The organism is Nocardia sp. NPDC004068, assembly GCF_042874315.1.
Lineage (GTDB): Bacteria > Actinomycetota > Actinomycetes > Mycobacteriales > Mycobacteriaceae > Nocardia.
Genome location: NZ_JBIAMW010000005.1, coordinates 223683 through 247154, shown reverse-complemented (window position 1 = coordinate 247154; position 23472 = coordinate 223683). Strand labels below are relative to the sequence as shown.

The following is a 23472-nucleotide window of genomic DNA, read 5'->3' as shown; positions in this document are numbered from 1 at the left end:
CTTCCGGGGAACGGTGACGTGATCGGTATCGATGACTGCATGGAACGCCTCATGGCGATTCCGGGTGCGCGCAGCGTGACGCTGGTGGACGGGGCGAGCGGCTTGGCGGTCGCGGCGGCCGGGCGGCACGACCCGGTCGATCGGCACGAGGACGCGGCGACCACGACCGATATCGTGCGCGCGGTCCTGACCTGTCCCGCCCTGTCGACCGGGCGGACCGACGACGACGTCACCGAGATCATCATCGGCGGTCCTGGCGGTTTCCATCTGCTGCGCCTGATCGCGGGGGACTACGACGGGCGGCTGTTCGTGCACGTGCGGTTCGACGGCGACACCGGCACCCTCGCCCTGGCCCGGTTCAAGGTGCAGGCGATCCTGGCCGAACTCGCCGGAGCGGACGCCGGTGCGCGCTGATCTCGCGAACGAGTTGCGGCGCTTGGGGATTCAGCGCGGCACCGGGGTGTTGCGGGCCGCCGACGGGGCCTTCCACCTCACCGAGGGCGCCATCGCGAGCGCGGACTGCCGCCGCACCCCGGGCCTGGATCGGCTGGTGGTCGCGGCGGGCGTGGCCACCGCCGAGGACTGGCGCCGCGCGGGCGCGGGCGAACCCGGCCGCGTCCTGGACCGCCCGCGGCTCGAGACGCTGGCCCTGTTGTCGGTGTTCGACGCCGCCTACTTCCTGCTGGCCTCCCCGTCGGCGTGCGAATTCCGGCCCGCCCCACCGCATTGGCTCGCCCCGGTGTGCCACATCCCACCCGACGCCCTGGTGCACGAATGCGCCCGCCGCGGCGATCCGGAGGCCGGGCCGTGGCCCGCGCGGCTCGTGGACCGGGCCCCGGTCGTACCCGTGCGCCGGGCTCGGCGGCGGCGAATCGCGTTGACGGGCGGGCAGATCGAGGTGCTCGGCACGGCCGACGGCCGACGCAGCGTGGCCGCGATCGCGCGCGAGCTGGGCCGCACCACCTACGGCTGCCTGGTCTCGGTGCGCGAGCTCACCGCGGCGGGCCTGATCGAGCCGCCCGCGACCGACCGGGCCGAGCCGGACGCGCCCGAATCGCCGGTGCCGGTGCCACTGCCGCGCCGGGTGTCCGGCCGTTCCCTGCCGCCGGTGGACGCGGAAACGCCTGCGGCCGTGCGGCATTCGACCCCGGCGGTGACCGTGCCCGAGCGCTGGAGCCCGGTGGACCACGAGACGCTCGTCCGCCTGCGAGCGGCGCTGGAGGAACTCGCGTGACCACGCGCAAGAAGCGATTCGGCGATCTGATGGGAAGGCGGACCAAGGTGAGCGTGACGGGACCGGAACCCGATGCCGCGGTGCTCGCGGAGCTGCGGGCGCTGCGCGAACGCGTCCCGCGGCTGACCGGATCGCTCGTGGCGTCGAGCGACGGCCTGCTCATCGCCCACGACCTGCCCGATCACATCGAACCCGACGGCATGGCCGCGCTCGCGGCCTCCCAGCTCGCGCTGTCGTACCGGCTGGCCACCACGGCCCACGGCGGCGGGTTCGACGAGGTGGTCGTGCAGGGCTCGGCCGGCCACGTGGTGGTCTACGCCGCGGGCTGGTCCGCGCTCACCGTGCTCGCCGAACCGGACGTGAATGTCGGTCGGCTGCACCTGGAATCGCGCCCGGTGGCCCGCGCGATCGCCGATCACCTCACCGCCACCACCGATGGAACCACCCGATGAAACACCGATTGAGAGGAAACACCGCCGTGAACATGGATCTGGCGTTGAAGGACATGATGGTCATCGACGGCGCGGTCGGCGCCGCCGTCGTCGACTACGGCAGCGGTATGGCGCTCGGGATGCTGGGCAGCTCCAAGGCCCTGGACCTCCAGGTCGCCGCCGCGGGCAACACCGAGGTGGTGCGGGCCAAGATGCGCACCATCGATCAGCTCAATCTCAACGAGGACATCGAGGACATCCTCATCACCCTGTCCAGCCAGTACCACATCATCCGCCCGATGACCGGACGCAAGGCCAAGGGGCTGTTCCTGTATCTGGCCCTCGATCGCGGCCGGGCCAATCTCGCCCTCGCGCGGCACCGCCTCAAGGGCATCGAGGAGGAACTCGAGATGTAAGGGGGCGTTTCCCCGCGACGCGCAATACCGTGGAGGTATGCGCACGTTCGTCCATTTGCTGCTGTTCGCCTGTGCCATCGTGATGGGTGTCGGCGCGTTCGGGCCGTTGCTCGGATCGCTGCGGGCCCGGCACGTTCGACTCCTCGATCTGCGCGACGGCCTCCCGACCGATCGCGGCCTCGACCAGTTGGCGGGGGTGTCGGTCGAGTTCTATCTCTCCCTCGCCTTGGTGCTGCTGTGCTGTGCGGCCGTGGTGCTGCTCGCCGCGCTGACCGGCTCGCGCCTGCTGGGCTGGCTCGGCGTGCTCGCCGCGATCGCGGCGCTGGCCGTGCTCACCTGGCGGCTGGACGAGCGCTTCGACGACCGGCTGCGCCACGACTACCGTCATCTGCTCAGCGGGACGTGGGGGCTGTACCTGTTCGGCGGCGCCACCGTCGTCGCGCTGCTCGCGTTGCTCGTACCCCGAGAACGCAAGGCCGCCAAGGCTTCTCCCGCGCGCGTCTAGGGTCCGGCCACCTCGTCGACACCGCGGCGCGGGGTCTCGGGCAGGGGCGCGGCGCCGAGCGGGACGCCGGTGCGGACCAGGGCCTGCGGATAGGCGTCCCCGCAGACCGAGTGGCGCATCCGCTCTCGCAGTTCGACGACGCCGAGCGGTTCGGTCTGCACACACGTGGCCAGGCCCAGTCTCGTGGCCGACAGCAGCAGCGCGCTGAGCGCCTCCCCCGCGCGCAGTTCGTCCACGCGGTCGTCGGCCTCGGTGCAGACGGCGAGCCATTCGGCGCCGTCGGGCCGCGCGGCCGGATCGATCAGGGCGGGGTTGGCGAACGCGCGACCCGGCAGCTGGTCGTCGGTGTGGATGGGCGCGGCGTTGCGGGCCGGGACGCCGTCGCCGGTCTCGCCGTCGTGCCCGCTCCAGGTGGCGAGTTCGACCTGGTACAGGGCGTCCTGCGCGTGCTCTCGGGCGGCGGTGCGGAACATCGGGGCGAGGCGGGCGCGCTCGTCCTCGCCCAGCGTGCACACGTCCGCGCCGAAGCGGCGCGCGTATTCGGCGGCGGCCCAGGTGCGCAGGCTCGGTATCCGGCCGGACCGGAACCGGCGGCGATCGCTGCGGCGGTGCGCGATGGCCGCGGCGAGTTCGATGTCGTCCCGCTCGGGCTGGCGGGGCTCGAGCGTCAGTTCGGCCAGGCGCAGCGGATCGCCCGGCTCGGGCAGATGCCGCACCCGCGACGCCCAGCCCCGCGCGGCCAGCGCGACCCGCAGATGGTGCAGGGCCGTGCCGCAGCTCAGCATCAGGGCCCGGCCCTGCGGATCGGTCGCGACCAGGTGCCGGGACGGGTCGGCGTACAGCCGGACCGTCGCGCCGTCCACCTCCCACCGCCACGGCTGCGAATTGTGCACCGACGGCGCGTGCTGCGCCGATCCGATTGCGCTCCGGAGGGTTTCGGCTTCGGGACGCGCGAGGACCATGATCGGATGATTCCTTTCGGAAGCGAACGGGACACCGTCCAGCCTCGCGAGCCCGCCGCGATCCGGCATCGGCGCGAAGGTCACCGACCCCCGTGACCAAGGTCGGGTCCGAAGGTCACTTCCCGCCGTCGAGGCCGAGTTTGGCCGCCATGACCGCGGCCTGGGCGCGCCGATCCAGCCCGAGTTTGCGCAGCAGCTGGGAGACGTAGTTCTTCACGGTCCGCTCGGACAGGAACATCCGCTCGGCGATATCGCGATTGGTGCGGCCCTCCCCCAACAGCCGCAGCAGCTCCCGCTCGCGGTCGGTGAGATGGGCGATCGGCCCGCGCCGCTCGGCGGCCTCGGCCCGCACCCGCGCCATCAGCACCGCGGTGGCCCGATTGTCCAGCAGCGCTTGGCCTTTCGCGACCGCGCGCACGGTCTCGAGCAGGTGCGGGGCGTCGATGTCCTTGAGGACGTAACCGTCGGCCCCGGCGAGCACCGCCCCCATCACCGAGTGTTCGTCGGTGTAGGAGGTCAGGATCATCGTGCGCAGACCCGGCATCCGCTCCCGCAGCGCGCCGCACAGCTCGATGCCGCTGCCGTCGGGCAGATGCACGTCGAGCACGGCCACATCCGCGCCCGAGCGCGGCAGCGTCGCGAGAGCCTCCGCACAGCTACCGGCCTCGCCGACCGTCTCGAGGTCGGGCTGCGCATCGATCAGACCACGCAGACCCACCCGGACGACCTCGTGATCGTCGACGAGGAAGATCCCGACCATGCCGCCGAGCTACCCCACCCGCCCGTCGGCAAACGTGACCGTCGTGGCCGCCTCGCTGATTGCCGCGCCCGAACCCGGGTAGTGCTGAACCAGATTCCGGGGCGCGGAGGACCCCGGTGACCACTCACAGGGAGGTGCACGATGGCAGCGGATCAGGCGCGAGCGAACTTTCCGGACACCTCGCGGAACACGCGCAATCACGCGGGCGAGGGTATCGAGGACGGCTACAACATTCCCGGAATCGTGCTCTGCGCGCTGGGTCTGGTCGCGCTCGCCTGCGCGCTCACCGCGGCGGGATACGGCTTCACCGGATGGGCGATCGTGGCCGGGGTGCTGTGCGCGGCCGCGCTGCTCGGCGGATTCGGCTGGCTGCTGCTCGAACATCGGCGGGTCAAGGCCCAGGAGGGGCTGGCCCTGCACGAACAGCGCGGACACTGACGAAAGGATCGCATCATGCCACTGAACGCCCTCGCCCTGGTCTGCACGCTGAAGAAGTCCCCCGCGGACTCCTCCAGCGATCTGATCGCCCGGCAGGTGCTCGACGAACTGGCCGTGCACGACGTGACCGGCGATGTGCTGCGCGTGGTCGACTACGACGTGCATCCGGGGGTGAGCGCCGACGAGGGCTCGGGCGACGAGTGGCCGCAGATCCGCGAACGGCTGCGGGCCGCCGACATCCTGCTCATCGCCACCCCCACCTGGGTCGGACATATGTCCTCGGTGGCGCAGCGGGTGCTCGAGCGGCTCGACGCCGAACTGTCCGAGACCGACGATCAGGGCCGCCCGGCCATGACCGGCAAGATCGGTCTGGCCGCCGTGGTCGGCAACGAGGACGGCGCCCACAAGATCGTGGCCGATCTGTTCCAGGGACTCGACGACATCGGGTTCACCATCCCCGCGCAGGGCTGCACGTACTGGAACGACCAGGCCATGGGCAGCACCGACTACCGCGATCTGGACAGCGTGCCCGAGGCGGTGGCGTCGACCACCGCGACCATGGCCCGCAACGCGGCGCATCTGGCCCGCGTGCTGACCGAGCACGAGTACCCCGCCAAATAGCCCGCGGCTCAGCTCAGTTCGACCACGACCATCGGCGTCGTGGTCGGACCGGGCGAACCGCCCGCGGGTTCGACGGTGATGGCCATGCTCTCGGCCGGAACATACCGCGCCACAACGGGTTCGGCGGGGACCCGGCTCAGCACCGCCGCCGAGTGCATGACCCCGTCGCCCGGCCCGACCCACATCTGATAGCTGCGGCCCGCGCCGGGCGCGGGCACATCCTCGAAACTCACCGCCATCAGCGACAAGGCCGCAGACGTGCGCACCACGATCGTGCCGCCGCCCGCCAGCTCGGCGCTGCGCGTGATCGCGTCGCGCTGCCGCTCGATCGTCCGCACCGCGCTGACCCCCGGTGACGGCGAATCACCCTGGCGCACAACGGTTGTCACGAGAATCCCACCGACCGCCACCAGCACCGCCACGACCGCGGCGGCCAGCCACTGGGTGTGCCTCGGCCGGATCGTCCGGCGGGCGGGCGCGGAGCCCACGGCGGCGAGAATCCGCGCCTCGAGCTCGTCGGGCGGGGCGAGCGAGTCGACGACGGTGAGTTCGGCGAGCAGCTCGCGCACCCGGGCGACCTCCGCGTCGAACCGGTCGGCGGCCTCGGGCGCGGCGGCGGCGCGGGCGCGTTCGATGCGGCGGCGCTCGAATTCCGAGGTGGCGTCCAGCGCGTAGGGGTGGATGGCGTCGGACAGCTCGTCCGGCGATTCGGTGGTGCTCACCGCGACTCACTTCCGGTCAGACAGGCCGCGAGTCGTTTCAACCCGTCGCGGACCCGGGATTTGACTGTGGCCAAGGGGATTTCGAGCTGCCGGGCCACCTCGGTGTAGGTGCGGCCGCCGTAGTAGGCCAGCGCGATGGTCTCGCGCTGGCGGGAGGTGAGCGTGTCCAGGCAGCGCACCACCGCTCGTTCCTCCGCGCGCTGGGTCACCGTCTCGGCCACCACGTCGTGGTCGCGGCCGAGCTGGGTGTGCCCGTACACCACGTCCCGATCGGACGCGGCCCGCTCGCTGCGGATGCGGTCCACCGCGCGGCGATGGGTGAGCATGATCAGCCAGCCCATCGGGCTCGACCGCCGCTGGTCGTACTGGTCGGCCAGCGACCACGCCTGCACATACACCTCCTGCGTGATCTCCTCGGCCGCGGACCGGTTGCGCAGCATCCGCACCGCGAGCCCGAACACGCGATGGTTGGTCAGCCGGTAGAACTCGGTGAACGCCGCCCGATCGCCGCGCCCGACGCGGCCGAGCAGCCCGGCCAACAGCCGGGCCAGCTCCGGCTCGCCGCGCCGCTCGACCGGGCACGACGGCCCGGCCTCCGGGAACACGCCGACGCCCCGCGCCTCGTCGGGGGCCGTCACGAGGGTGTATCCATATCTGCTCCTGCCGAGAAGGACCCAGGACTCGAAGGACTTCGCGCTGCCTCACCGGGCGGATCGGACCGACAATAGGTGATCCACATCACTTTCGCGCCCCTTCGAGACGTGAACGACGGGCGGTATCCGTTTACCGCCCCCCGCACGGGTTATCGCCTCCATGTCGGCCCCGACCGACGCGGGTCGAGAGTTTCACTCCGGAAAGGGGACGCACCATGAGCGGCACCGACAAGGCGAAGAACAAGCTCGACGATCTGGGCGGGCAGGCCAAGGAGAAGTTCGGCGAGGCCACCGGCGATCGGGACACGCAGAACGAGGGCAAGGCCGACCAGATCAAGTCCAACCTCAAGGACGCGGGCGAGAAGATCAAGGACGCGTTCAAGAAGTAGGCGACCGACGAGCGCACCGGGCGGCGGGATTCGTTCCCGCCGCCCGGTCGCGTTCACGCCTTCTCGCGGCTGCCGTGCCGCTCGGCCGCGGTGGCCAGATACGCGCTCAACTCCCGTCGCAGGGTGTGGTCGAGCGCCTGATTGAGCGTGTTGTGCACCGCCGCCACCCCGAGTTCGCGCAGCTGGTTGAGCATGCGGGTGGTCTCGGCGATCTCGGCGTCGCTGTCGGGCAGCCAGCCCGGACCGTGCTCGGCCTCGATGTGGTCCTTCGCCGCCGCGACCATGGTGTCGGCGATGTCGTTGACCCGCCCGGTCACCGCCGCGTACACCTCGATGAGCCCGCTCAGCCCGAAGCCGTAGTTGTGCAGCGCGCCAAACGTCTCGAGCAGTTCGGGCTGAGTGAATTCGATTGTGTCCCCGTGCAATCGGACCAAGCCGAGGTCGGCCAGCCGATCCAGTTCCGCCTGTCCGACCGGTTCGCCGTCGCCGAGGAAGCTATCGACCAGTTCGCGCGGCACCGACATCGGCTCCTCGCCCGAACCCCAGGTGGCGGTGACGGCCTGTTGCAGGCCCAGGATCTCGGTGAGGTCCTTGCCCGTCTCCCAGCTGGTGATGAAGTCCGCGATGTGCGCGGTGGTGAAGCCGCGGGCCAGCAGCGCGTCGATGATCCGCAGCCGGGCCAGATGCGAATCGTCGTAGATCAGGGCGCGGCCGCTGCGCCGCGTGGGCACGGGCAGCAGGCCGCGTTCCTGATAGTTGCGCACGTTGCGGGTCGTCGTTCCGGCCGCGCGGGCGAGATCGTCGATGCGGTACTCCGCCATTCGCGTCTCGCCCCTCCTGCTCGCCCGGTCGTTCACTCGACAGGTGTCGACATTAGCCCAGTCCGGCCCCGATCCGCGGGCCGATCCGCGCCGCGTCGCGCGGCACGGCCACGTAGTCGTCCGGATCCACGGCCGCGAGCTGGCGGGTGTACTGGGTGCCGAAGCCCGGATACATGGTGGCGTTGAAGCCGTCCTCGGTGAGATACCAACTGCGGCAACCGGAATTCCACGTGGTCGCAGCCAGCCGCCGTTGCAGCCCCGCGTTGTAGCGGTCCTGACGGTCGCGCCGCACCTCGAACATCCGCAGATCGCGATCCAGGATCAGGCCCACCGCGTCGGTGAGATAGTCGATCTGCGCCTCCATGTACACCAGCGCCGAATTGTGGCCCGGACCGGAATTGGGCCCGAAGGTGAAGAACAGATTCGGGTACCCCGCGACGGTCACGCTCTTGTACGCGTACGCCCCGCGACTCCACTCCTCGGCCAGCACCCGGCCCGCGCGCCCGACGATCGGGAACGGGGTGCCCTGCTTGGACACCTCGAAGCCGGTGGCGAACACGATGCAGTCGGCGCGATGCTCGATGCCCTCCGCGGTCCGGATGCCGTGCGGCACGATCCGCGCGATCGGCCAGGTGACCAGGCGGCAGTTGGGCGCCTGCAACGCCGGGTAGTAGTCGTTGCTCAGCAGCAGCCGTTTGCAGCCCGCCCGGAAGTCGGGGGTCAGCTGGCGGCGCAGCCACGGATCGCGCACCTGCCGCCGCAGATGCGCGAGCGCCACCGCCTCCACCACCCGGGTCAGCGGCGAATTCCACACCACGCCCAGCGCCACCGACTCGTGTCCCCAGAACCACGCCTCGCGCGCCAGCGACTGGGTCAGCGGCACGCTGCGGTACAGCTGCCGGGTGAGCGGATGGGTGGACCGGTTCACCCGCGGCAGCACCCAGCCCGGGGTGCGCTGGAAGACCTTGACGCTGCCCGCCTTTCGCACCAGCTCCGGAATGATCTGCACCGCGCTCGCGCCGGTCCCGACGACCGCGACCGACTTGCCGGTGAAGTCGTAGTCGTGATCCCACCGGGCGCTGTGGATCCGGTGGCCCTCGAAGTCGTCCAGGCCCGGCAGCGCCGGGAACCCCGGATTGGCCAGCGGCCCCGAGGCCACGACCACGCTGCGCGCCTTGACATTCGGCCGCCCGTCGAGCGCGACGTCCCACAGCCCGCTGGTCTCGTCGAACTCGAGCCCGGTCACGGTGTGGCCGAACCGGATCGCGGGCGCGAGCCCGAACTGCTCGACCATCCGATCGATGTAGCCCAGGATCTCCGCGCTCCCCGAATAGGTCTGCGACCAGTCCGGATTCGGCGCGAACCGGTAGGAGTACAGCCGCGACGGAATATCGCACGCCGCACCCGGATAGGTGTTGTCGCGCCAGGTCCCGCCGACCCGGGTGCCGCGCTCGAACAGCGCGAAGTTCCCGATTCCCTTCTGCCGCAGGCGGATCGCGGTGCCGATCCCGGCGAATCCCGCGCCGATGATCGCCACGTCCAGCGGCGCGCTGACCCCGCTCACGCGACCGGCTCGTAGGTCAGTTCCTTCGACCACGTGGGCTGTGGCGGCAGGAGCCGGTCGGGCACGCGGGCGGTGAGTTTCACCAGGGCGTCGGCGAACAGGTGATAGGGGTGGCGGCGGTCGACGACCCACATGCCGTGCATGCTGACGATCCGGTACATGGGCACCCGCTTGGCCAGCGGCATCCGCTCCCCCACCGCCTTGTACTTGCGCAGCGCGGCGTAGAGCTTCTCCTCGTCCACGCCCATGGCGACGATGTTGTCGCGCATCTTGTTCAGCAGCGGGATGTAGCTGAGCACGCCGATCAGCAGGCTCGGTTTCGCCCAGCCGCCGACCAGATCGATGAGCAGCTTGCGCGCCTCGGCGTGCCCGAGCAGTTCCATCACCGCGTAATCGGTTGCCAGATGGCGGGATTCGTCGGAATTGATCTTCTTGAACACCTCCTGCGCGACCGGATCGGCGATCTCGTCGGTGATGAACTTGATCAGCGCGCCGTCCAGGGCAACCTCGAGCATCGGGATGACCGTGCCCAGGAACGACAGCGACATGCCGTCGGAGTACTTGTCCAGGAAGTCGATGACGAGTTTGACGTTGATGTTCGGCTCGGGGATCTCGTCGCCGTCGAGCATGTTCCACCGGCGCATGAGCGCGAGTTCGGCGTTGGCGTGCCGCTGCTCCTCGGCGTGGAAGTAGCGGTAGATCTCGCGCAGCGTCGCGGTCGGCGCCTTCTTGGCCATGGCCGCGAAGCCGCGCGCGCCGACGTTCTCGATCCACATCAGATCGGCCATGAACGGTTTGAGTTTGGCGTGCTGTTCGGGGGTGATCAGGTCCGCACCCGGGGCGTCCCAGTCGATCTCGGCCAGGGCCCACTGCCGGGCCTTGATCTTGGCCAGCATGGCGTCGAAGTCGAAGGCCATGTCACACTCCTGTCTTGCTCGCGTGCGCCGCGGACGGCGAATCCGCTTGCGGCAGCACGTGGTTGAGCACGCCGAGGGCGTGCGTGTACAGACTCGGGAACTGCCGCTTGAGCAGCCAGATCGCCCGGGCGTCGAGTTGCGGCAGCACGTACAGCCGGCCGCGGTCGTTGGCGTCGAGCGCGTCGCGCGCGACCCGTTCGGGCGCGAAACCGGTGCGGCGCATGAGGCTTTCGGCCAGGTTCGACGAGCCGGAGGTGATCCGGCCGTCGCGCACCACATTGGTCTTGACGAAGGTCGGGCACAGCACGGTCACGGCCACGTCGGTGCCCGCGAGTTCGGCGGCCAGGGTCTCCGACAGCGACAGCACCCCGGCCTTGGACACGTTGTAGGCGGCCATGCCGGGCGCGGCCGCGAATCCGGCGGCGGAGGCGACGTTGACGATGCCGCCCCGCCCGGCCGCCCGCAGGCGCGGGGCGAAGATCTCGCAGCCGTGCACCACGCCCCACAGATTGATGCCCAGCGCCCAGCGCCAGTCGTCGAAACCGATTTCGCCCACCGGTTTTCCGCCGATGCCCACGCCCGCGTTGTTCACCACCAGGGTCGGGGGACCGCCGAAGATCAGTTCGGCGTGCAGGGCCAGGCTCTCCATGTCGTCACGGTCGGCGACGTCGCAGCGGTAGGCGTGGGCGGGGCGGCCGTGGCGGTCGGCGATGAGCCGCACGGTCTCCGCGGCGCGCTCGGCATCGATGTCGGCGCACACGACTTCTCCACCGCGCGCGGCGATCTCGAGGGCGAAGGCCCGGCCGATGCCGCTGCCCGCGCCGGTGACGACGGCCTTGGCGTCGTGGGTGCGGCGGGTACCGGGCAGCAGGGCCGCCGGGACGAGGGAGGAGAACAGGGTCGAGAACGCGGTCATCTCAGCCGGCCTTCGTGTCGATGGGTGAATCCGCCTGCGCGAGCGCGCCTTTCACGAAGGCGGCGGCGCGGCGGAGGGCCGGGGCGGCCTCGGGAACCAGCAGGGGCAGGGCCTGGAAGACGTGGATCCGGCCCGGCCACAGCTCGAGTTCGCAGCGGCCCCCGGCGGCGACGATCATGTCGTGCCACGCGCGGGCGTCCGCCGACAGCATCTCCTCGGCGGCGGCCTGCACCAGCATGGGCGGCAGCGCGGCCCCGGCCGGGACGACCAGGCGCAGCCGCGGCGAATCCGGCGGATGGCCGACCGTGTACAGCTCGAGCAGGCGGCGGCCGACGCGCGCGGGGGCCATCGGGTCGGGCCGCAGCCGGTCCTGGGTCTCGGCCAGGCCGAGGGTGAGATCCAGCAGCGGCGAGAAGGTGAACACGCCCGCGGGCTGCTCGGTTCCGGTGCGCAGATTCTCGAGCACCAGATCCAGGGCCAGATGCCCGCCCGCGGAGTCGCCGCCGACCACCAGATCGTGGGGGCGGAAACCCTGCTCCCGCAGCCACCGGTAGCCCGCCTCCACATCGCGGGCCGCCGCGGGGAACCGGTGTTCGGGCGCGAGCCGGTAGTCGATCACGAACACCGGCAGCCCGGTCGCCTTCGACAGCCGCGAGGCCAGCCCCCGATGCGTGCGCGCCGAGCACACCACGTACCCGCTGCCGTGGATGAAGTAGATCGCCCGCGTCCCGTGCGCGACCCCGGCCGCCCGCACCCACTCCCCACGCACCTCACCCGCGCGGACGGGGGTGACGCGGGTGCCGGGCAGGGGTGGGCCGAAGGCGGCCATGACGCTGGCGATGATCGCCCGGCCGATGCCGATGCCGATTCGATTGGGCGGCAACACCGCGTGCACCTGTCGCAAACCCAGCACGGAGGCCGAGGCCGCGAGCCGGGTGCGCAGGGCGGCCGCGGCGGGAACCGGGGCCGGGGCGCTGGTCGCCGTTGACCATGTACTAGCCATGCCCACAGCATCACCGGCTTATGTGCCATTTGTCAATGGCACTCTTTGGATACGAAAAAGACCGGTGGTCGTGACCACCGGCCCGTTCCGTTGATCCGGTCAGCGCACCGCGCGCCGACCGGTCGCCAGTCCGACCAGGAACAGCAGTACCACCGCCCCCGCCAAGCAGGTCAGGAAGCTGAAGATCAGCCCGCCACCGGCCACGTCCACACCGAACAGCTTCAACAGGAAGCCGCCGATCAGGCCGCCGATCACGCCGACGACGACGTTCAGCAGAATCCCCTGCTGCGCGTCGGTCCCCATGATCTTGCTGGCGATCCAGCCCGCCAGGCCGCCGACCACGATCCACCCGATGATGCCCAGTCCGAGCATGTCGTCCTCCATTCCGCGGGCGCCGGATCTTCCGGCGCGATCATCACCCTCGCCATACCCGCCCGCGCCGCCCTAAACCCACCCGAACCCATCCCGGCCGAGAACGACGGCCCGCACGGAACCCGAACCCGGGCAGCCGAACCGGTGTCCGCAGTGAGATTAGGGACGCGACTGCCGAACCCCGTATCCGCGGCCGGGTTCGGGACGCGACCGCCGAACCCGCTGCCCACGGCCAGATTCCGGACGCGCCAACCGAACCCGGTGTCCACGGCGAGGTTCCGGGACGCGACCGTCAGGTCGCCGATCCCGGAAGACACCGAAACTCACACGCGCGGAGACGAACTCGTGGCGGGCGTGAGCGCGGACTCGTCGAGCAGCCGGACCGTGTGGGCGAAGCGGCCGTCGCTCTGCGCGGCCACGGTGAGCGCGTCGCGATAGTGGTCGACATCGGTGAGGACCGGCAGCGCGTGCACGGGGAAACCGCAGCGGCGCAGCATGTTCCGGGTCAGCTCGCCGGTGCGGTCGGTGGACATCGGGACCTCGGTGAGCAGCCGGGCGGGGCGGGGGTCGGACAGGCCGAGGGCCCACCAGCCGCCGTCGGCGGCGAGCCCGAGGACGGTATCGCCGGTGACCAGCAGCAATCGTGCCGCCGCGCCGAGCGTTTCGGCATCGGCCTGCGGCGTGTCCATGCCGATCTGCACCACCGGCAGGCCGAATCGGGCCGCGTCGGCGTGCGCGTTGGCGAGCCGTTCGCCGAAGCCGTCGCCGCGCTGGGGCACCACGGTGAATTCCCTTAGGGCCGTGGCGATCTCGTCGGCGTGCTCGGCGCGCGACAGGTCCCCCGTCCAGGCCACCACCGCGTGCCGGGCGCCGCTGGCGCGCACGGCGGCGAGGGTGTCGAGCAGCGCGTCCGCGGCCAGCCGCGCCGCCTCGCGGGGGGCCAGCGGCGGGGTGAGCCGCGTCTTGGCGAATCCGGCGATCGGCGCCTTGGCGACCACGAGCAGCGTCGCGGCGATATCGGTCCCGGTCATCGCACGCTCCAGAAGTCGCGCGCCGCGCGGATCGTGCCGCGCACCGAACCCGAAACCTTCGACACCCCAGCGCTTCTGGGCCGATAACTCACATCGCGTTCGACGATCCGCCACCCGGCCCGCGCCGCGCGCACGAGCAGCTCGAGGGGATAGCCCGACCGCGGATGCAGCGGCCCGAGCGCCCGCAGCCGCGCCCTCCGGGTGACCCGCATCGCGGCCACATCATGGACCGGCAACCCGTAGCGACGCCGGAGCCGCTGGGCCACCAGCACATTGCCGAGCCGCGCGTGCCAGGGCCAGGCCCCGCGCGTCACGGGCCGCCGCCGCCCCACGACCATGTCCACCCGCGGCCCGAGTTCGGCCACCAGAGCGGGCAATTCGCCCGGATCCATGGATCCGTCCCCGTCCAGGACGGCCACCACATCGGTGCGGGCGGCGTCTATTCCGGCCCGCACCGCGCTGCCGTATCCGGGCCGGGGTTCCACGACCACCGTCGCCCCCGCCGAGCGGGCGACGGCCGCGGTCGCGTCGGTGGAACCGTTGTCCACCACGATCACTCGATAACCCGGCGGAACGGCCGAGAGTACAGTCGGCAACGCACCCGCCTCGTCACGGCACGGGATCACCACGGTGACTCCCGGCTCCTCCTCTGGTTCGGTCACACCGAAGACCGTAGGGCCGCGACACCCCGGAACGGGTCAGCGAATCGGTGACAAAAGTATGACGGCACCTGGACCGACGCCCGTCCTCCCCGCCTCCGGCCGCGCGCGGCCCTAGGGTGTACCCGTGCCGAAGACCGCCGAGACCGCCACCCGGGCCGACATCGCCTGTGCCGCCGCCGGGCTCGCCCTCGTGGCCGCCGCCGTGGAAGTCCCGCGAATTCTCGGCGAACAGTGGAGTCGTCGGCTGTACGCGGGAGCGGCCCCGCTGTTCGGGCAGTGGCTCGGCCATATCGGCTGGGGCACCGTACCCGCCGTGGCGATCGCGGTGGTCGTGGTCGCGCGCGGGCCGGCGCTGACGCGCCGCGCGCCGTGGCGACGGCTGCTCGTGTCCGGCTGGCTCACCGCGGCGGCGTGGGCGTTCGCGCTGGCCATGATCGATGGCTGGCAGCGCGGTTTCGCCGGGCGGCTGACCACCCGCGACGAGTATCTGCACGAGGTCGGCGGCGTCACCGATATCGCCGCCACGCTGCGCGGATTCGCCGGGCGCATCCTGGATTTCCAGCCCGATTCCTGGACCACCCACGTCTCCGGTCATCCGCCGGGGGCGTTGCTGACGTTCGTCCTGCTGGATCGGGTCGGGTTGGGCGGCGGGGCGTGGGCGGCGGCGCTGTGCACGCTGGTCGGGGCGAGCGCGTCGGCGGCGGTGGCGGTGGCGGTGCGGGCGCTCGGCTCCGAGGACAGCGCCCGGGCGGCAATGCCCTTCCTGGTGCTGGCCCCGGCCGCGATCTGGGTGGCGGTGTCGGCGGACGCCTTGTTCGCGGGGGTGACGGCCTGGGCGGTGGCATTGCTCGCGCTCGCGGTGCGGCTCGGGAACCGTTGGCTCGCTGAGGCTTTCGTCTCGGGGGTGTTGTTCGGATTCGGGATCTACCTCAGCTACGGTCTGGCTCTGATGGCGGTTCCGGCGGCCGGGGTGCTGATCCTCGGGATGCTGCGCGCGCGGCGGGCGGCGTCGATCGCGCGGCCGCTGTTCGCCGTGGCGGTGGGCGCGCTCCTGGTGGCCGGGGTGTTCACCGCGGCCGGGTTCCGGTGGTTCGACGGGTATCACCTTGTGGTGCAACGCTATTACCAGGGCATCGCCGCGGAGCGGCCGTTCTCGTACTGGGTGTGGGGCAATCTCGCGGCCACCGCCTGCGCTCTCGGGCCCGCCGCCGTGGCGGCGATCCATCGCGTCCCGCGCGCGTTCCTGCTGCCGTTGCGTCGAGACTCTTCGAAAGCCGAACGCCCCGCACCACAGGGAGATTCGTCGATCCCCGTCGTCCCCGAGGCACGACCGGTCCCGATACGGGAAACCCCGAGCGGCGGCGCCGCGACCGTCACCCGCGCACCGAACGTTCCCGCGCGGCCATTCCGGCGACGCCTGGCGGCCATCGATCCCGCGGCGGTGCTCGCGGCCGCGGGCCTCGCCGCCATTCTCGCCGCGGACCTCAGCGGGCTGAGCAAGGCCGAGACCGAACGGATCTGGTTGCCGTTCGACATGTGGGTGCTCGCCGCCACCGCCCTGCTGCCCGCGCGTGGGGCGCGCTGGTGGCTGGCCGCCCAAGCCGTGGCGGCCCTGCTGATCAACCATCTGATCCTGACGAATTGGTGAGCCGATGCGCATTCTGGTGGCCGACGACGATCCGGTGGTCCGGGAGGTGGTGCGCCGCTACCTCGAACGCGACGGGCTGACCGTCGTCGAGACCGCCGACGGCCCGGCGACGGCGAAAGTCCTGGCCGACAACGACATCGACCTGGCGATCCTCGATGTCATGATGCCCCCGCCCGACGGCGTCGAACTGTGCCGGACCGTCCGCGCCGGACCGCATCCCGACACGCCGATCATCCTGCTCACCGCGCTCGGCGAGGAGGACGACCGGATCATCGGATTGCGCGCGGGCGCCGACGATTACGTCACCAAACCGTTCAGCCCGCGCGAGCTGGCCCTGCGGGTGGCCTCGGTGCTGCGCCGCGCCCACCCCGCGCCCGGCGGCGAGGACGAGGTGCTGCGCGGCGGCGCGGTCGAGCTGCGCCGCGCCTCCCGCACGGTCCAGATCGACGGCGCGCCGGTCGATCTCACCGCCCGCGAATTCGATCTGCTGGCCTTCCTGCTCGCGCATCAGCAGCGGGTGTTCAGCCGCCAGGAACTGCTCGCCCAGGTGTGGGGCTGGACGTTCGGCGACCTGTCCACGGTGACCGTGCACATCAAACGGCTGCGCGCCAAACTCGGCGACGCGCATCGCATCGACACCGTCTGGGGTCGTGGATACGCCTGGGGCAGAACAGATTCCGACGATGCCGAATGACACCTGGGGGCTGATCGCCTACGCGCTGGCGGGCTCGCTGCCGGTGGTCGGTCTCGGCGCGCTGCTGCTGCGCTGGACCCGCGACCGCTCGCTCGGCACGAGCACGGCCGTGCTGGTGCTCATCCCCACCCTCGCCGCCCTCACCGGCGTCATCGCGGTCAGCGGGCTGATGTTCACCGACGAACTCGAGCGCACCGCCGTGGTCCTGGGCGTGGTGTCCGCGGTGACCGTCCCCGCGGCGGTGCTGCTCGGCCGCGCCCAGGCCCGAACCATGGTGTGGGAGAAGCAGATGCGCGAACAGGAACGCGCCGCCGAACGCTCCCGCCGCGAACTCGTCGCCTGGGTCAGCCACGACCTGCGCACGCCCCTGGCCGGGATCCGCGCCATGGGCGAGGCGCTCGCCGACGGCGTGGTGGACCAGCCCGGCGACGTGGCCCGCTACGGCCGCACCGTCGTCCGCGAGACCCATCGCCTCGCCGCCCTGGTGGACGACCTGTTCGAGATGTCGAAGATCAACGCGGGCGCCCTGCGCCTGGCCCTGGAACCCCTCGACCTGCGCGAGGTCGTCGACGAGGTCGCCGCCGCCGCCGAACCCACCGCCGCCCGCGCCGAAATCGCCCTCGGCACAACCCAACCCGCCGACCGGGTCCCCGTCGCGGGCAGCAACCGCGCCCTCACCCGCGTCTTCACCAACCTCATCGCCAACGCCGTCGCCCACACCCCCGCGGGTGGCCGCATCGACATCACCGTCACCACCGCCGACCACCACGCCCTCGTCCGCGTCACCGACACCGGCCCCGGCATCTCCCCCGCCGACCTCCCCCGCATCTTCGAGGCGGGCTACCGCGGCAGCACCGCCCGCACCCCCACCGCCGACGACCTCGGCAGCAGCAGCGGCATGGGTCTGGCCATCGCCGCCGGGCTGGTGGCGGCGCACGGGGGGACTATTCGGGCCGTCCCGGCGGGCGAATCACGCAGTGCCGGAGCGTGCTTCGAGGTGAGCCTGCCGCTCGCCGGATGACCCACCCGGCGAGGGTGGACCGCCCGTTCGAGTTCGAGTACTCGAAGTTCCCAGAGTGGAGATCTGGCGATTCGGACGGCCCCGCTCAGCGCCACTCCGGCGCACCGGTGCCGGATGCGGGACGCAAAGGGGCACAGGCGAATTCGGTGAGGCCGCGCCGCGGTGAGATCGCGGCGGTGAAGCCAAGGTCGCGGCGGGCGCGGTCGGGCGAGGCGACGATGTGGCGGACGTCGCCGGGGCGGAATTCACCGGTGGTGACGGGCTGTTTGCCGTCGGCGGCGGTGGCGAGCAGGGCGGCGACCTCGGCGATGGTGACGGGGTGGCCGGAGGCGATGTTGACCGGGCGGAAGGTGGAGAGTGGGTGTTCGAGGGCGGCCACGTTCGCGGCGGCGATATCGCGGACGTGGACGAAATCGCGTGCCTGGCAACCGTCTTCGAAGACGCGGGGCGCCTCGCCGCGTTCGAGGGCCGAACGGAAGATGGCGGCGACCCCGGAATACGGTGTGTCCCTGGGCATTCCGTCTCCGTAGACATTGTGGTAGCGCAGCGCGGTCACCGTGCCCCCGGTGGCGGCGGCCCACGCGGCGGCGTAGTGCTCCTGGGCTAGTTTGCTCGCCGCGTACAGGCTACGGGGCCGCAACGGGGCGTCCTCGTCCACCGGCGCCCAGGTCAGTACCTCTCCCGTAGCCGAACGATGGTCGAACACACCGCGAGCCAGATCCGCGGGTTCGCGCGGCGCCGGTTCCACGGGTTCGCCGCGACCGTCCACATAGCGCCCCTCCCCGTACACAACCATCGACGAGGCGAGCACCAGATGGCGACAGCCCGCCCGAGCCATGGCCGCCAGCAGCACCGCGGTCCCCAGATCGTTGTGGCTGGCGTAGGCGGGCGCGTCCTGCGGACTCACCCCCGCCCCCACCACCGCCGCCTGGTGGCACACCGCCTCGACCCCGCGCAACCGCGCGTCGAGCGCCTCGGGATCGCGCACGTCCACCCGCGCCACCCCGTCGGGGGGCGCGGCCCCGGGACCGTGCGCGGCGGCCAGCATCGTATCGATCGCCACCACCTCGTGCCCCGCGTCGTGCAGCGCGCGCAGCACGTGGGTTCCGATGAAGCCCGCCGCACCGGTGAGCAGAATCCGCATCATTCGGCCTTTCTGAAGGAGACGACGCCCGGACGCGAAGCATTCTCGCCGTCCCGGGCGGCGAATCGCGCCTGGACACGGCCGATTTCGTGAAACGTCAGCGTTCCGTCACGACTCGACCCGTCGTTTGGTGCGGCAACCGCCGGGTAGCCGAGCGATGGGCCCACTGCACAGCAAGTTCGACGATGTCCGGCGGCCGCCGGAGGAAGCGAGGTCTGTACATGAGCACCGTGACCGCTTCGACCGAAGTGAATGTCCCGATCCACACCGCCTACAACCAGTGGACGCAGTTCGAATCGTTCCCGCGGTTCATGGAGGGCGTCGAGCGCATCGATCAGATCGACGACACCCACACCCACTGGAAGGTCAAGATCGGCCCGGTCGAACGCGAATTCGACGCCACCATCACCGAGCAGCACCCCGACGAGCGCATCGCCTGGCGCTCGGACGCGGGCCCCGAGCACGCGGGCGTGGTCACCTTCCACCGCATCGACGACTCCACCACCCGGGTCATCACCCAAATGGACGTCGACCCCGAGGGTTTCGTGGAGAACGTCGGCGACAAGCTCGGCGTCCTGGACCGCCGCGTCAAGGGCGATCTGGACCGCTTCAAGAAGTACATCGAGGAGCGCGGCGGCGAGACCGGCGCCTGGCGCGGCGACGTACCCCGCCCCGGCGTCTGACCCCGGTTCCCGGCAGACTTCCGCCCCGGACGCTTCGGCGTCCGGGGCGGTTCTGTGTGGTCGATCCGTATCCTCAGGCCGTGACGGCGTGCACGGCCTTCTCGATCGCCGAGGGCTGCTTGGGCGAGGTCGGGGCCTGCTTGCGCAATTCGAGCATGCGGGCACCGATCTCCTGAAGTTGCTTGCGGCTCAAGGCTTCCCGGACCTGGGGGAACCACTCCTTCTCTTCCTCGTCGATGTGGTGGTCGACGTTCTCGATGAGCACGGTGGTCTTGGCGGTGAAGTGCTCGTCGGCGGGCTTCATCGCGGCCAGTTCCATCGTCAGCACATCGGCGACGTGGTGCTCCTCGTAGGACTCGAGGATGTCGTCCTCGAGGTCGGGCACGAGCTTGCGGACCTCGGGGTACATGCACTCGTTCTCGATGTAGGTGTGCACGGTGAGCGCCTCGATGATCTTCTTCACCAGCCGCCCCTTGGTGGCGTGCGCCCGGTCGCCCGCCTTCTCGAACTTGCGGAACAGCTTGCGGATCGCCTTGTGGTCCTCGCGCAGCAGCACGATCGCGTCGGTACTCATCGAATCTCCTACTTCGGAACCAGGATGCCGGTCAGGTCCGCGTTGCGGATCTGGGTGTCGGGGTTGGCCTGCGCCTTGCACATGAGCTGGATGGCCGTGACCGAGCGGTCGACCAGCTGGTCGTCGGGTTTGCCGTTGGTCTTGTTGTCCTGCTCGAGGTATTTGCGGACGGTCACGTGCTGCTTGTCGTTGTCCTGCTGGACGAATTCGCTGCACGGGGTGTCCCCGCCCTTGTTCACCGCCTCCTTGGTCTGCTCGCAACCGCTCACGAACAGGGAGACCGACAGGGCCGAGGCCGTGATGGCCGCCGCCGCGCAATACCGCAGGGGTCCTCGCGTGATCATGTTGCGGACGTACCCGCGAACGGCAGGTCCAACCGTGACGATTACGCCCCTTGCCTCGGGGTAGAGCCGGGGTACCGGCGTAATACGGCCGAAGTGTCGACCATCGACGAAGGAGCGAGCCGAAGATGGCTGATCCGAAGAATCCTGGGCAGTTCGGCAACCGCGCGGACACCAAGGAACAAGCCCGCAAGGGCGGCCTGGCCAGCACCGGAAGTTTCGGTGCCGCGAAGTCCGCCGACCCGCGCGCGGCGGGCCGCAAGGGGGCCAAAGCACAACCGACCGAGGCAAAGGCCAAGGGCGGCAGACACAGCCACCGCACCACCCGCACCGAAAGCGGCCAACCGAGCGAGGGCTGAACGACCCGACCGGGAGGGGCACCGCGCCCCTCCCCTACGGCCACGAGTACCGCGAGAGACCCTGCGGCGCAAGCGTTCCCACGCGGTACACGGCCGTGATGACGAACGCTGTCGCGCTGCGCAAGCATGCGGACAGCGGCAGCCCGTCCACGCGATGCCAGGGCGATACCACCGAGGCACCTCCGGAACACTCGTGCCCAATCGGCCCGACCCCGGCAGCGCTGTAATCGAACCACGGCCAGCACACTTCACGGCGCTGGCGCCAACGTCGGATCCGATTTCGGCTGCCGCCCACGACCACCGCGTTCGCGGTCACCCGCACTGCGCGGTCCCGGACCACCGTCGGCACCCGACGACACCGCGCGCGACCACCGCGTCGGTTTGCGGCGCGTCCCCCGATCGCGTATCGCACGTGACCACCGCGCGGTGTGCGCCGCGTGCCCCCGAACGAACATCGCACACGACCACCACGCGGGTTGCGGCGTGCACGATCGCTCATCGTTGCCAGCACAATCGGCGTTGCCGTCAGCGGCCGTGGGGTTCGGTGCCGCGCGGGGCTCGCGGGCGATGGCGAGGTAGTCCCGGCAGGCGGCGCGCGCCGGGTTCGGCGCGCCGGAGTCGTTACCAGGGGTAAGGGGATGGGGTGGATAGATTCGGGGGATGCACTGGGACCAGATGACCGCCACGCCGGAGGAGCTGCGGAAACGGGCGGGGCGGTTGCGGCGGGGGGTGGGGCAGCTGGGGATGCTCGAGGCGTTGCTGGATTCGGCGTACGGGCCGTGGCTGGGGGCCATGGACGCGGACGGGCGGGGGACGGCGGAGTTGCGGATGCATCTGGCGGGGCGGTACCGGATCACGGCGGTGGTCACCAGCGCCGGGAAACTCACCCTGGTGACGCTGGTCGAAAACGATTCCGAGCGCGTGCTTTCCACCAAGCCCGCCCTCCGCCGCGGCTGGACCGACACCGACCCCATGCCCAAACAGCCCGACTGGATCGAATACACCGTCGCCTGGCTCGAGGACGTGAGCACCCGCGTGGACCAGCACGCCGTCCTGTCCTGGCGCCTCGAGGGCGCCACCCGCCGCCTCGCCGCCATGGACGACACCCTCGAAAGCCTCCGCGCCAGCCTCCGCGAACGCGAACACCACCGCGAAACCCTGGCCCGCGAAATCACCCACCTCCGCACCGAACTGGCCACCCCCACCCGCTGACCACCCCAGCCGCACCCCTTGTTCGAATCCGCACCCCCTGCACGGCCCTGAAACGGTTGCGGATCCGAACAAGGGGTGCGGCTGGGTTTGGGTACCGGTGGGTCGGAATGTGGTTTGAGCAGGAGGTTTTCGGGAGGACTGGCGGTGAAACTCGCTCGGGCTCTAGCATTTTCATTGTCCGGTTCCGAGCAAGTCACGACTTCGAAAGAGCCTCACCATGATTCTCGCGGCCCTGCACGACACCGTCCTCGCTCAGATCGGCAATCCCACCCCCGAGACCCCGCCCGCCGCGGACAAGCTCATGAAGCTGGTGCGGTATTTCACCTGGTTCGTGCTGCTGTCCGGCATTCTCGCGATCACCTACGCGGGCGGTCGCTTCGCGTGGGAGAAGTGGACCGGCGGCGGCTCCAACGCGCCGAAGATGGTGGCGGGAGCCATGATCGGGGGCATCGTCGCGACCAGCGCGGGCACCATCATGAACGCCGTCATCGGCACGTAGCCCGGAATACGGGATAACCGGGGATCCGCCGCGCGAGCGACCCCGGCCGGGCCACAATCGAGGAGTGTCCATACAAGGATCCGACGCCGACTACTCCTGGGAGCTGCGCCACGACGATCGGGTCGTGGAGTACGGCGCACTGTCCTGGAGCGATGAACATCCCTGGACCGGCAAGGCGGCCACCAGCCCGTACGAGATGGGCAGCGAACTGTTCGACCTGGCCTGCGCCTGCGCCATCGAGGATTGCCACGACACCACCATCGACGCCCGCATGGAGGGCCGCCCCGATCCGCGCCCGGTGGGCACGGTCTCGGTCGTCCTGCGCGACCGGTCCGGCGCCGAACTCGTGCACATGACCGCCCGCCTCGAACACGTCCCTGTCACCGCCGAGGACGTCCAGGACGCGATCGAACGCCTGCGCGCCAGCGAGGAGGAGGACCGCCGCGCCGCGGAGGCCCGGCGACTGCGCGCCGAGGAGCCCGAGGAAACCGACCGGTGGTTCACCGAAATCATTGCGCCGCCGGTCATTCCGCGCCCCGATCCCCCCGAGCCGCCGCCCGCCGAGCAGCAGCGCATCACCGACCTCGAGGCCGAGGCCGACGATCTGCGCGAGAGCGTCGTCGACCCCGATCACTGCCGCCGCAAACTCTTCGAGGCCGAACAGCGTCTCGCCGAGGCCCAACGCCGGGAACGGCGGCTCGCTCGCGACGCCGACGAGTCCGCGCTCGACGCCGCCACCGCGCACGTCGAACGCTGCGCGCAGCGGGTGGGTTTCTGGCACGACCGCGTCGGCGAGGCCACCGAAACCTATTTGCGCGCAGCGGCTCTCGACGCCGAGGCCACCCGCCTGCGCCGCCGCGACTGACCACCCGGGAGACTA

The 23472-nt window shown here is 70.9% G+C and carries 31 protein-coding genes; 16 read left to right on the top strand and 15 right to left on the bottom strand.

The features are described from left to right. The first annotated feature begins 18 nt into the window (after positions 1 to 18). The 5 genes from ACFYTQ_RS14575 to ACFYTQ_RS14555 are packed head-to-tail and all read left to right on the top strand — an operon-like array spanning position 19 to position 2586. On the top strand, positions 19 to 414 hold the full coding sequence (locus ACFYTQ_RS14575) for a hypothetical protein (protein WP_387360685.1): 396 nt from the start codon (positions 19 to 21) through the stop codon (positions 412 to 414). Further along, complete coding sequence (locus tag ACFYTQ_RS14570; protein ID WP_387360683.1) at positions 404 to 1234, top strand: hypothetical protein; 831 nt, start codon at positions 404 to 406, stop codon at positions 1232 to 1234. Before ACFYTQ_RS14575 ends, ACFYTQ_RS14570 begins: the two co-directional genes overlap by 11 nt. Next, positions 1231 to 1686 carry a roadblock/LC7 domain-containing protein gene (locus ACFYTQ_RS14565; protein ID WP_387360681.1) on the top strand — a complete coding sequence of 152 codons (456 nt, stop codon included), beginning with the start codon at positions 1231 to 1233 and terminating at the stop codon, positions 1684 to 1686. The genes ACFYTQ_RS14570 and ACFYTQ_RS14565 overlap by 4 nt, the downstream gene beginning before the upstream one ends. Before the next feature lie 32 nt (positions 1687 to 1718). After that, the gene (locus ACFYTQ_RS14560; protein WP_387361296.1) at positions 1719 to 2081 is read left to right on the top strand and encodes a hypothetical protein; all 363 of its coding nucleotides are present in this window, start codon (positions 1719 to 1721) and stop codon (positions 2079 to 2081) included. A gap of 37 nt (positions 2082 to 2118) precedes the next feature. Next, entirely contained in the window at positions 2119 to 2586 is a 468-nt protein-coding gene (locus ACFYTQ_RS14555) for a hypothetical protein (protein WP_387360679.1), read from the top strand. Here the strand turns inward: ACFYTQ_RS14555 and ACFYTQ_RS14550 are convergent. Both ACFYTQ_RS14550 and ACFYTQ_RS14545 read right to left on the bottom strand, forming a co-directional pair. Further along, entirely contained in the window at positions 2583 to 3548 is a 966-nt protein-coding gene (locus ACFYTQ_RS14550; protein WP_387360677.1) for an Acg family FMN-binding oxidoreductase, read from the bottom strand. The two genes, ACFYTQ_RS14555 and ACFYTQ_RS14550, sit on opposite strands and share 4 nt — an antisense overlap. Before the next feature lie 115 nt (positions 3549 to 3663). Beyond that, positions 3664 to 4308: a response regulator gene (locus ACFYTQ_RS14545; protein ID WP_387360675.1), complete on the bottom strand. Its 645-nt coding sequence runs from the start codon at positions 4306 to 4308 to the stop codon at positions 3664 to 3666. Between the two features lie 141 nt (positions 4309 to 4449). On the opposite strand from ACFYTQ_RS14545, the gene ACFYTQ_RS14540 reads away from it, so the two are divergent. Then, complete coding sequence (locus tag ACFYTQ_RS14540; RefSeq protein WP_387360673.1) at positions 4450 to 4746, top strand: hypothetical protein; 297 nt, start codon at positions 4450 to 4452, stop codon at positions 4744 to 4746. Positions 4747 to 4761: 15 nt separating this feature from the next. Continuing rightward, complete coding sequence (locus ACFYTQ_RS14535) at positions 4762 to 5367, top strand: flavodoxin family protein (RefSeq protein WP_387360671.1); 606 nt, start codon at positions 4762 to 4764, stop codon at positions 5365 to 5367. A gap of 8 nt (positions 5368 to 5375) precedes the next feature. On the opposite strand, the gene ACFYTQ_RS14530 is transcribed toward ACFYTQ_RS14535, so the two are convergent. Both ACFYTQ_RS14530 and sigK read right to left on the bottom strand, forming a co-directional pair. Beyond that, positions 5376 to 6089, bottom strand: coding sequence for an anti-sigma factor domain-containing protein (locus ACFYTQ_RS14530; RefSeq protein WP_387360669.1), 714 nt, complete (start codon positions 6087 to 6089; stop codon positions 5376 to 5378). Further along, entirely contained in the window at positions 6086 to 6727 is a 642-nt protein-coding gene (gene sigK / locus ACFYTQ_RS14525) for an ECF RNA polymerase sigma factor SigK (protein WP_387360667.1), read from the bottom strand. Before sigK ends, ACFYTQ_RS14530 begins: the two co-directional genes overlap by 4 nt. 230 nt (positions 6728 to 6957) lie before the next feature. Between sigK and ACFYTQ_RS14520 the strand changes: the two genes are divergently transcribed. Then, on the top strand, positions 6958 to 7131 hold the full coding sequence (locus tag ACFYTQ_RS14520; RefSeq protein WP_387360665.1) for a CsbD family protein: 174 nt from the start codon (positions 6958 to 6960) through the stop codon (positions 7129 to 7131). A 53-nt stretch (positions 7132 to 7184) separates the two neighbouring features. Here ACFYTQ_RS14520 and ACFYTQ_RS14515 read toward each other — a convergent pair whose 3' ends face one another. The 8 genes from ACFYTQ_RS14515 to ACFYTQ_RS14480 all read right to left on the bottom strand — a co-directional run bounded on the left by ACFYTQ_RS14515 (position 7185) and on the right by ACFYTQ_RS14480 (position 14417). Next, a complete protein-coding gene (locus tag ACFYTQ_RS14515; RefSeq protein WP_387360663.1) occupies positions 7185 to 7952 on the bottom strand; it encodes a MerR family transcriptional regulator in 768 nt (255 codons plus the stop codon). 52 nt (positions 7953 to 8004) lie between these two features. Then, on the bottom strand, positions 8005 to 9516 hold the full coding sequence (locus tag ACFYTQ_RS14510; RefSeq protein WP_387360661.1) for a flavin-containing monooxygenase: 1512 nt from the start codon (positions 9514 to 9516) through the stop codon (positions 8005 to 8007). Continuing rightward, positions 9513 to 10433, bottom strand: a complete 921-nt coding sequence (locus ACFYTQ_RS14505) for a ferritin-like domain-containing protein (protein WP_387360659.1) — start codon at positions 10431 to 10433, stop codon at positions 9513 to 9515. The genes ACFYTQ_RS14510 and ACFYTQ_RS14505 overlap by 4 nt, the downstream gene beginning before the upstream one ends. A gap of 1 nt (position 10434) precedes the next feature. Beyond that, the gene (locus ACFYTQ_RS14500; protein ID WP_387360657.1) at positions 10435 to 11349 is read right to left on the bottom strand and encodes an SDR family NAD(P)-dependent oxidoreductase; all 915 of its coding nucleotides are present in this window, start codon (positions 11347 to 11349) and stop codon (positions 10435 to 10437) included. 1 nt (position 11350) lies between these two features. After that, positions 11351 to 12352 carry an alpha/beta hydrolase gene (locus tag ACFYTQ_RS14495; protein WP_387360655.1) on the bottom strand — a complete coding sequence of 334 codons (1002 nt, stop codon included), beginning with the start codon at positions 12350 to 12352 and terminating at the stop codon, positions 11351 to 11353. Between the two features lie 99 nt (positions 12353 to 12451). Beyond that, the gene (locus ACFYTQ_RS14490; protein WP_387360653.1) at positions 12452 to 12724 is read right to left on the bottom strand and encodes a GlsB/YeaQ/YmgE family stress response membrane protein; all 273 of its coding nucleotides are present in this window, start codon (positions 12722 to 12724) and stop codon (positions 12452 to 12454) included. A 323-nt stretch (positions 12725 to 13047) separates the two neighbouring features. Then, complete coding sequence (locus tag ACFYTQ_RS14485; protein ID WP_387360651.1) at positions 13048 to 13755, bottom strand: DUF2064 domain-containing protein; 708 nt, start codon at positions 13753 to 13755, stop codon at positions 13048 to 13050. Next, positions 13752 to 14417, bottom strand: coding sequence for a glycosyltransferase family 2 protein (locus ACFYTQ_RS14480; RefSeq protein WP_387360649.1), 666 nt, complete (start codon positions 14415 to 14417; stop codon positions 13752 to 13754). Before ACFYTQ_RS14480 ends, ACFYTQ_RS14485 begins: the two co-directional genes overlap by 4 nt. Positions 14418 to 14541: 124 nt before the next feature. On the opposite strand from ACFYTQ_RS14480, the gene ACFYTQ_RS14475 reads away from it, so the two are divergent. The 3 genes from ACFYTQ_RS14475 to ACFYTQ_RS14465 are packed head-to-tail and all read left to right on the top strand — an operon-like array spanning position 14542 to position 17780. Beyond that, positions 14542 to 16065, top strand: coding sequence for a hypothetical protein (locus ACFYTQ_RS14475; protein ID WP_387360647.1), 1524 nt, complete (start codon positions 14542 to 14544; stop codon positions 16063 to 16065). Positions 16066 to 16069: 4 nt separating this feature from the next. Continuing rightward, entirely contained in the window at positions 16070 to 16759 is a 690-nt protein-coding gene (locus ACFYTQ_RS14470) for a response regulator transcription factor (protein WP_387360645.1), read from the top strand. Beyond that, on the top strand, positions 16749 to 17780 hold the full coding sequence (locus tag ACFYTQ_RS14465) for a sensor histidine kinase (RefSeq protein ID WP_387360643.1): 1032 nt from the start codon (positions 16749 to 16751) through the stop codon (positions 17778 to 17780). The genes ACFYTQ_RS14470 and ACFYTQ_RS14465 overlap by 11 nt, the downstream gene beginning before the upstream one ends. 85 nt (positions 17781 to 17865) lie before the next feature. Here the strand turns inward: ACFYTQ_RS14465 and ACFYTQ_RS14460 are convergent, their stop codons facing one another. Next, positions 17866 to 18927 carry an NAD-dependent epimerase/dehydratase family protein gene (locus ACFYTQ_RS14460; protein WP_387360641.1) on the bottom strand — a complete coding sequence of 354 codons (1062 nt, stop codon included), beginning with the start codon at positions 18925 to 18927 and terminating at the stop codon, positions 17866 to 17868. A gap of 218 nt (positions 18928 to 19145) precedes the next feature. Between ACFYTQ_RS14460 and ACFYTQ_RS14455 the strand changes: the two genes are divergently transcribed. Next, entirely contained in the window at positions 19146 to 19607 is a 462-nt protein-coding gene (locus ACFYTQ_RS14455; RefSeq protein WP_387360639.1) for an SRPBCC family protein, read from the top strand. Positions 19608 to 19680: 73 nt separating this feature from the next. On the opposite strand, the gene ACFYTQ_RS14450 is transcribed toward ACFYTQ_RS14455, so the two are convergent. Then, positions 19681 to 20181 carry a hemerythrin domain-containing protein gene (locus ACFYTQ_RS14450; RefSeq protein ID WP_387360637.1) on the bottom strand — a complete coding sequence of 167 codons (501 nt, stop codon included), beginning with the start codon at positions 20179 to 20181 and terminating at the stop codon, positions 19681 to 19683. Positions 20182 to 20189: 8 nt separating this feature from the next. Next, positions 20190 to 20525 carry a hypothetical protein gene (locus ACFYTQ_RS14445; RefSeq protein ID WP_387360635.1) on the bottom strand — a complete coding sequence of 112 codons (336 nt, stop codon included), beginning with the start codon at positions 20523 to 20525 and terminating at the stop codon, positions 20190 to 20192. 125 nt (positions 20526 to 20650) lie between these two features. Here ACFYTQ_RS14445 and ACFYTQ_RS14440 point away from each other — a divergent pair, with 125 nt between their 5' ends. The 4 genes from ACFYTQ_RS14440 to ACFYTQ_RS14425 all read left to right on the top strand — a co-directional run bounded on the left by ACFYTQ_RS14440 (position 20651) and on the right by ACFYTQ_RS14425 (position 23457). After that, complete coding sequence (locus ACFYTQ_RS14440) at positions 20651 to 20881, top strand: hypothetical protein (protein WP_387360633.1); 231 nt, start codon at positions 20651 to 20653, stop codon at positions 20879 to 20881. A 660-nt stretch (positions 20882 to 21541) separates the two neighbouring features. Further along, a complete protein-coding gene (locus ACFYTQ_RS14435; RefSeq protein ID WP_387360631.1) occupies positions 21542 to 22093 on the top strand; it encodes a hypothetical protein in 552 nt (183 codons plus the stop codon). Positions 22094 to 22310: 217 nt separating this feature from the next. Beyond that, positions 22311 to 22592, top strand: coding sequence for a hypothetical protein (locus tag ACFYTQ_RS14430; protein ID WP_387360629.1), 282 nt, complete (start codon positions 22311 to 22313; stop codon positions 22590 to 22592). Positions 22593 to 22656: 64 nt separating this feature from the next. After that, the gene (locus tag ACFYTQ_RS14425) at positions 22657 to 23457 is read left to right on the top strand and encodes a hypothetical protein (RefSeq protein ID WP_387360627.1); all 801 of its coding nucleotides are present in this window, start codon (positions 22657 to 22659) and stop codon (positions 23455 to 23457) included. The last annotated feature ends 15 nt before the right edge of the window (positions 23458 to 23472 follow it).

Bases quoted from the DNA above. Each gene is read 5' to 3' on its own strand.
- ACFYTQ_RS14560 (WP_387361296.1), top strand. From the start codon at position 1,719: ATGGATCTGGCGTTGAAGGACATGATGGTCATCGACGGCGCGGTCGGC.
- ACFYTQ_RS14555 (WP_387360679.1), top strand. From the start codon at position 2,119: ATGCGCACGTTCGTCCATTTGCTGCTGTTCGCCTGTGCCATCGTGATG.
- ACFYTQ_RS14550 (WP_387360677.1), bottom strand. From the start codon at position 3,548: ATGGTCCTCGCGCGTCCCGAAGCCGAAACCCTCCGGAGCGCAATCGGA.
- ACFYTQ_RS14545 (WP_387360675.1), bottom strand. From the start codon at position 4,308: ATGGTCGGGATCTTCCTCGTCGACGATCACGAGGTCGTCCGGGTGGGT.
- ACFYTQ_RS14540 (WP_387360673.1), top strand. From the start codon at position 4,450: ATGGCAGCGGATCAGGCGCGAGCGAACTTTCCGGACACCTCGCGGAAC.
- ACFYTQ_RS14535 (WP_387360671.1), top strand. From the start codon at position 4,762: ATGCCACTGAACGCCCTCGCCCTGGTCTGCACGCTGAAGAAGTCCCCC.
- ACFYTQ_RS14520 (WP_387360665.1), top strand. From the start codon at position 6,958: ATGAGCGGCACCGACAAGGCGAAGAACAAGCTCGACGATCTGGGCGGG.
- ACFYTQ_RS14515 (WP_387360663.1), bottom strand. From the start codon at position 7,952: ATGGCGGAGTACCGCATCGACGATCTCGCCCGCGCGGCCGGAACGACG.
- ACFYTQ_RS14505 (WP_387360659.1), bottom strand. From the start codon at position 10,433: ATGGCCTTCGACTTCGACGCCATGCTGGCCAAGATCAAGGCCCGGCAG.
- ACFYTQ_RS14500 (WP_387360657.1), bottom strand. From the start codon at position 11,349: ATGACCGCGTTCTCGACCCTGTTCTCCTCCCTCGTCCCGGCGGCCCTG.
- ACFYTQ_RS14495 (WP_387360655.1), bottom strand. From the start codon at position 12,352: ATGGCTAGTACATGGTCAACGGCGACCAGCGCCCCGGCCCCGGTTCCC.
- ACFYTQ_RS14490 (WP_387360653.1), bottom strand. From the start codon at position 12,724: ATGCTCGGACTGGGCATCATCGGGTGGATCGTGGTCGGCGGCCTGGCG.
- ACFYTQ_RS14485 (WP_387360651.1), bottom strand. From the start codon at position 13,755: ATGACCGGGACCGATATCGCCGCGACGCTGCTCGTGGTCGCCAAGGCG.
- ACFYTQ_RS14470 (WP_387360645.1), top strand. From the start codon at position 16,070: ATGCGCATTCTGGTGGCCGACGACGATCCGGTGGTCCGGGAGGTGGTG.
- ACFYTQ_RS14465 (WP_387360643.1), top strand. From the start codon at position 16,749: ATGCCGAATGACACCTGGGGGCTGATCGCCTACGCGCTGGCGGGCTCG.
- ACFYTQ_RS14460 (WP_387360641.1), bottom strand. From the start codon at position 18,927: ATGATGCGGATTCTGCTCACCGGTGCGGCGGGCTTCATCGGAACCCAC.
- ACFYTQ_RS14455 (WP_387360639.1), top strand. From the start codon at position 19,146: ATGAGCACCGTGACCGCTTCGACCGAAGTGAATGTCCCGATCCACACC.
- ACFYTQ_RS14450 (WP_387360637.1), bottom strand. From the start codon at position 20,181: ATGAGTACCGACGCGATCGTGCTGCTGCGCGAGGACCACAAGGCGATC.
- ACFYTQ_RS14445 (WP_387360635.1), bottom strand. From the start codon at position 20,525: ATGATCACGCGAGGACCCCTGCGGTATTGCGCGGCGGCGGCCATCACG.
- ACFYTQ_RS14440 (WP_387360633.1), top strand. From the start codon at position 20,651: ATGGCTGATCCGAAGAATCCTGGGCAGTTCGGCAACCGCGCGGACACC.
- ACFYTQ_RS14435 (WP_387360631.1), top strand. From the start codon at position 21,542: ATGCACTGGGACCAGATGACCGCCACGCCGGAGGAGCTGCGGAAACGG.
- ACFYTQ_RS14430 (WP_387360629.1), top strand. From the start codon at position 22,311: ATGATTCTCGCGGCCCTGCACGACACCGTCCTCGCTCAGATCGGCAAT.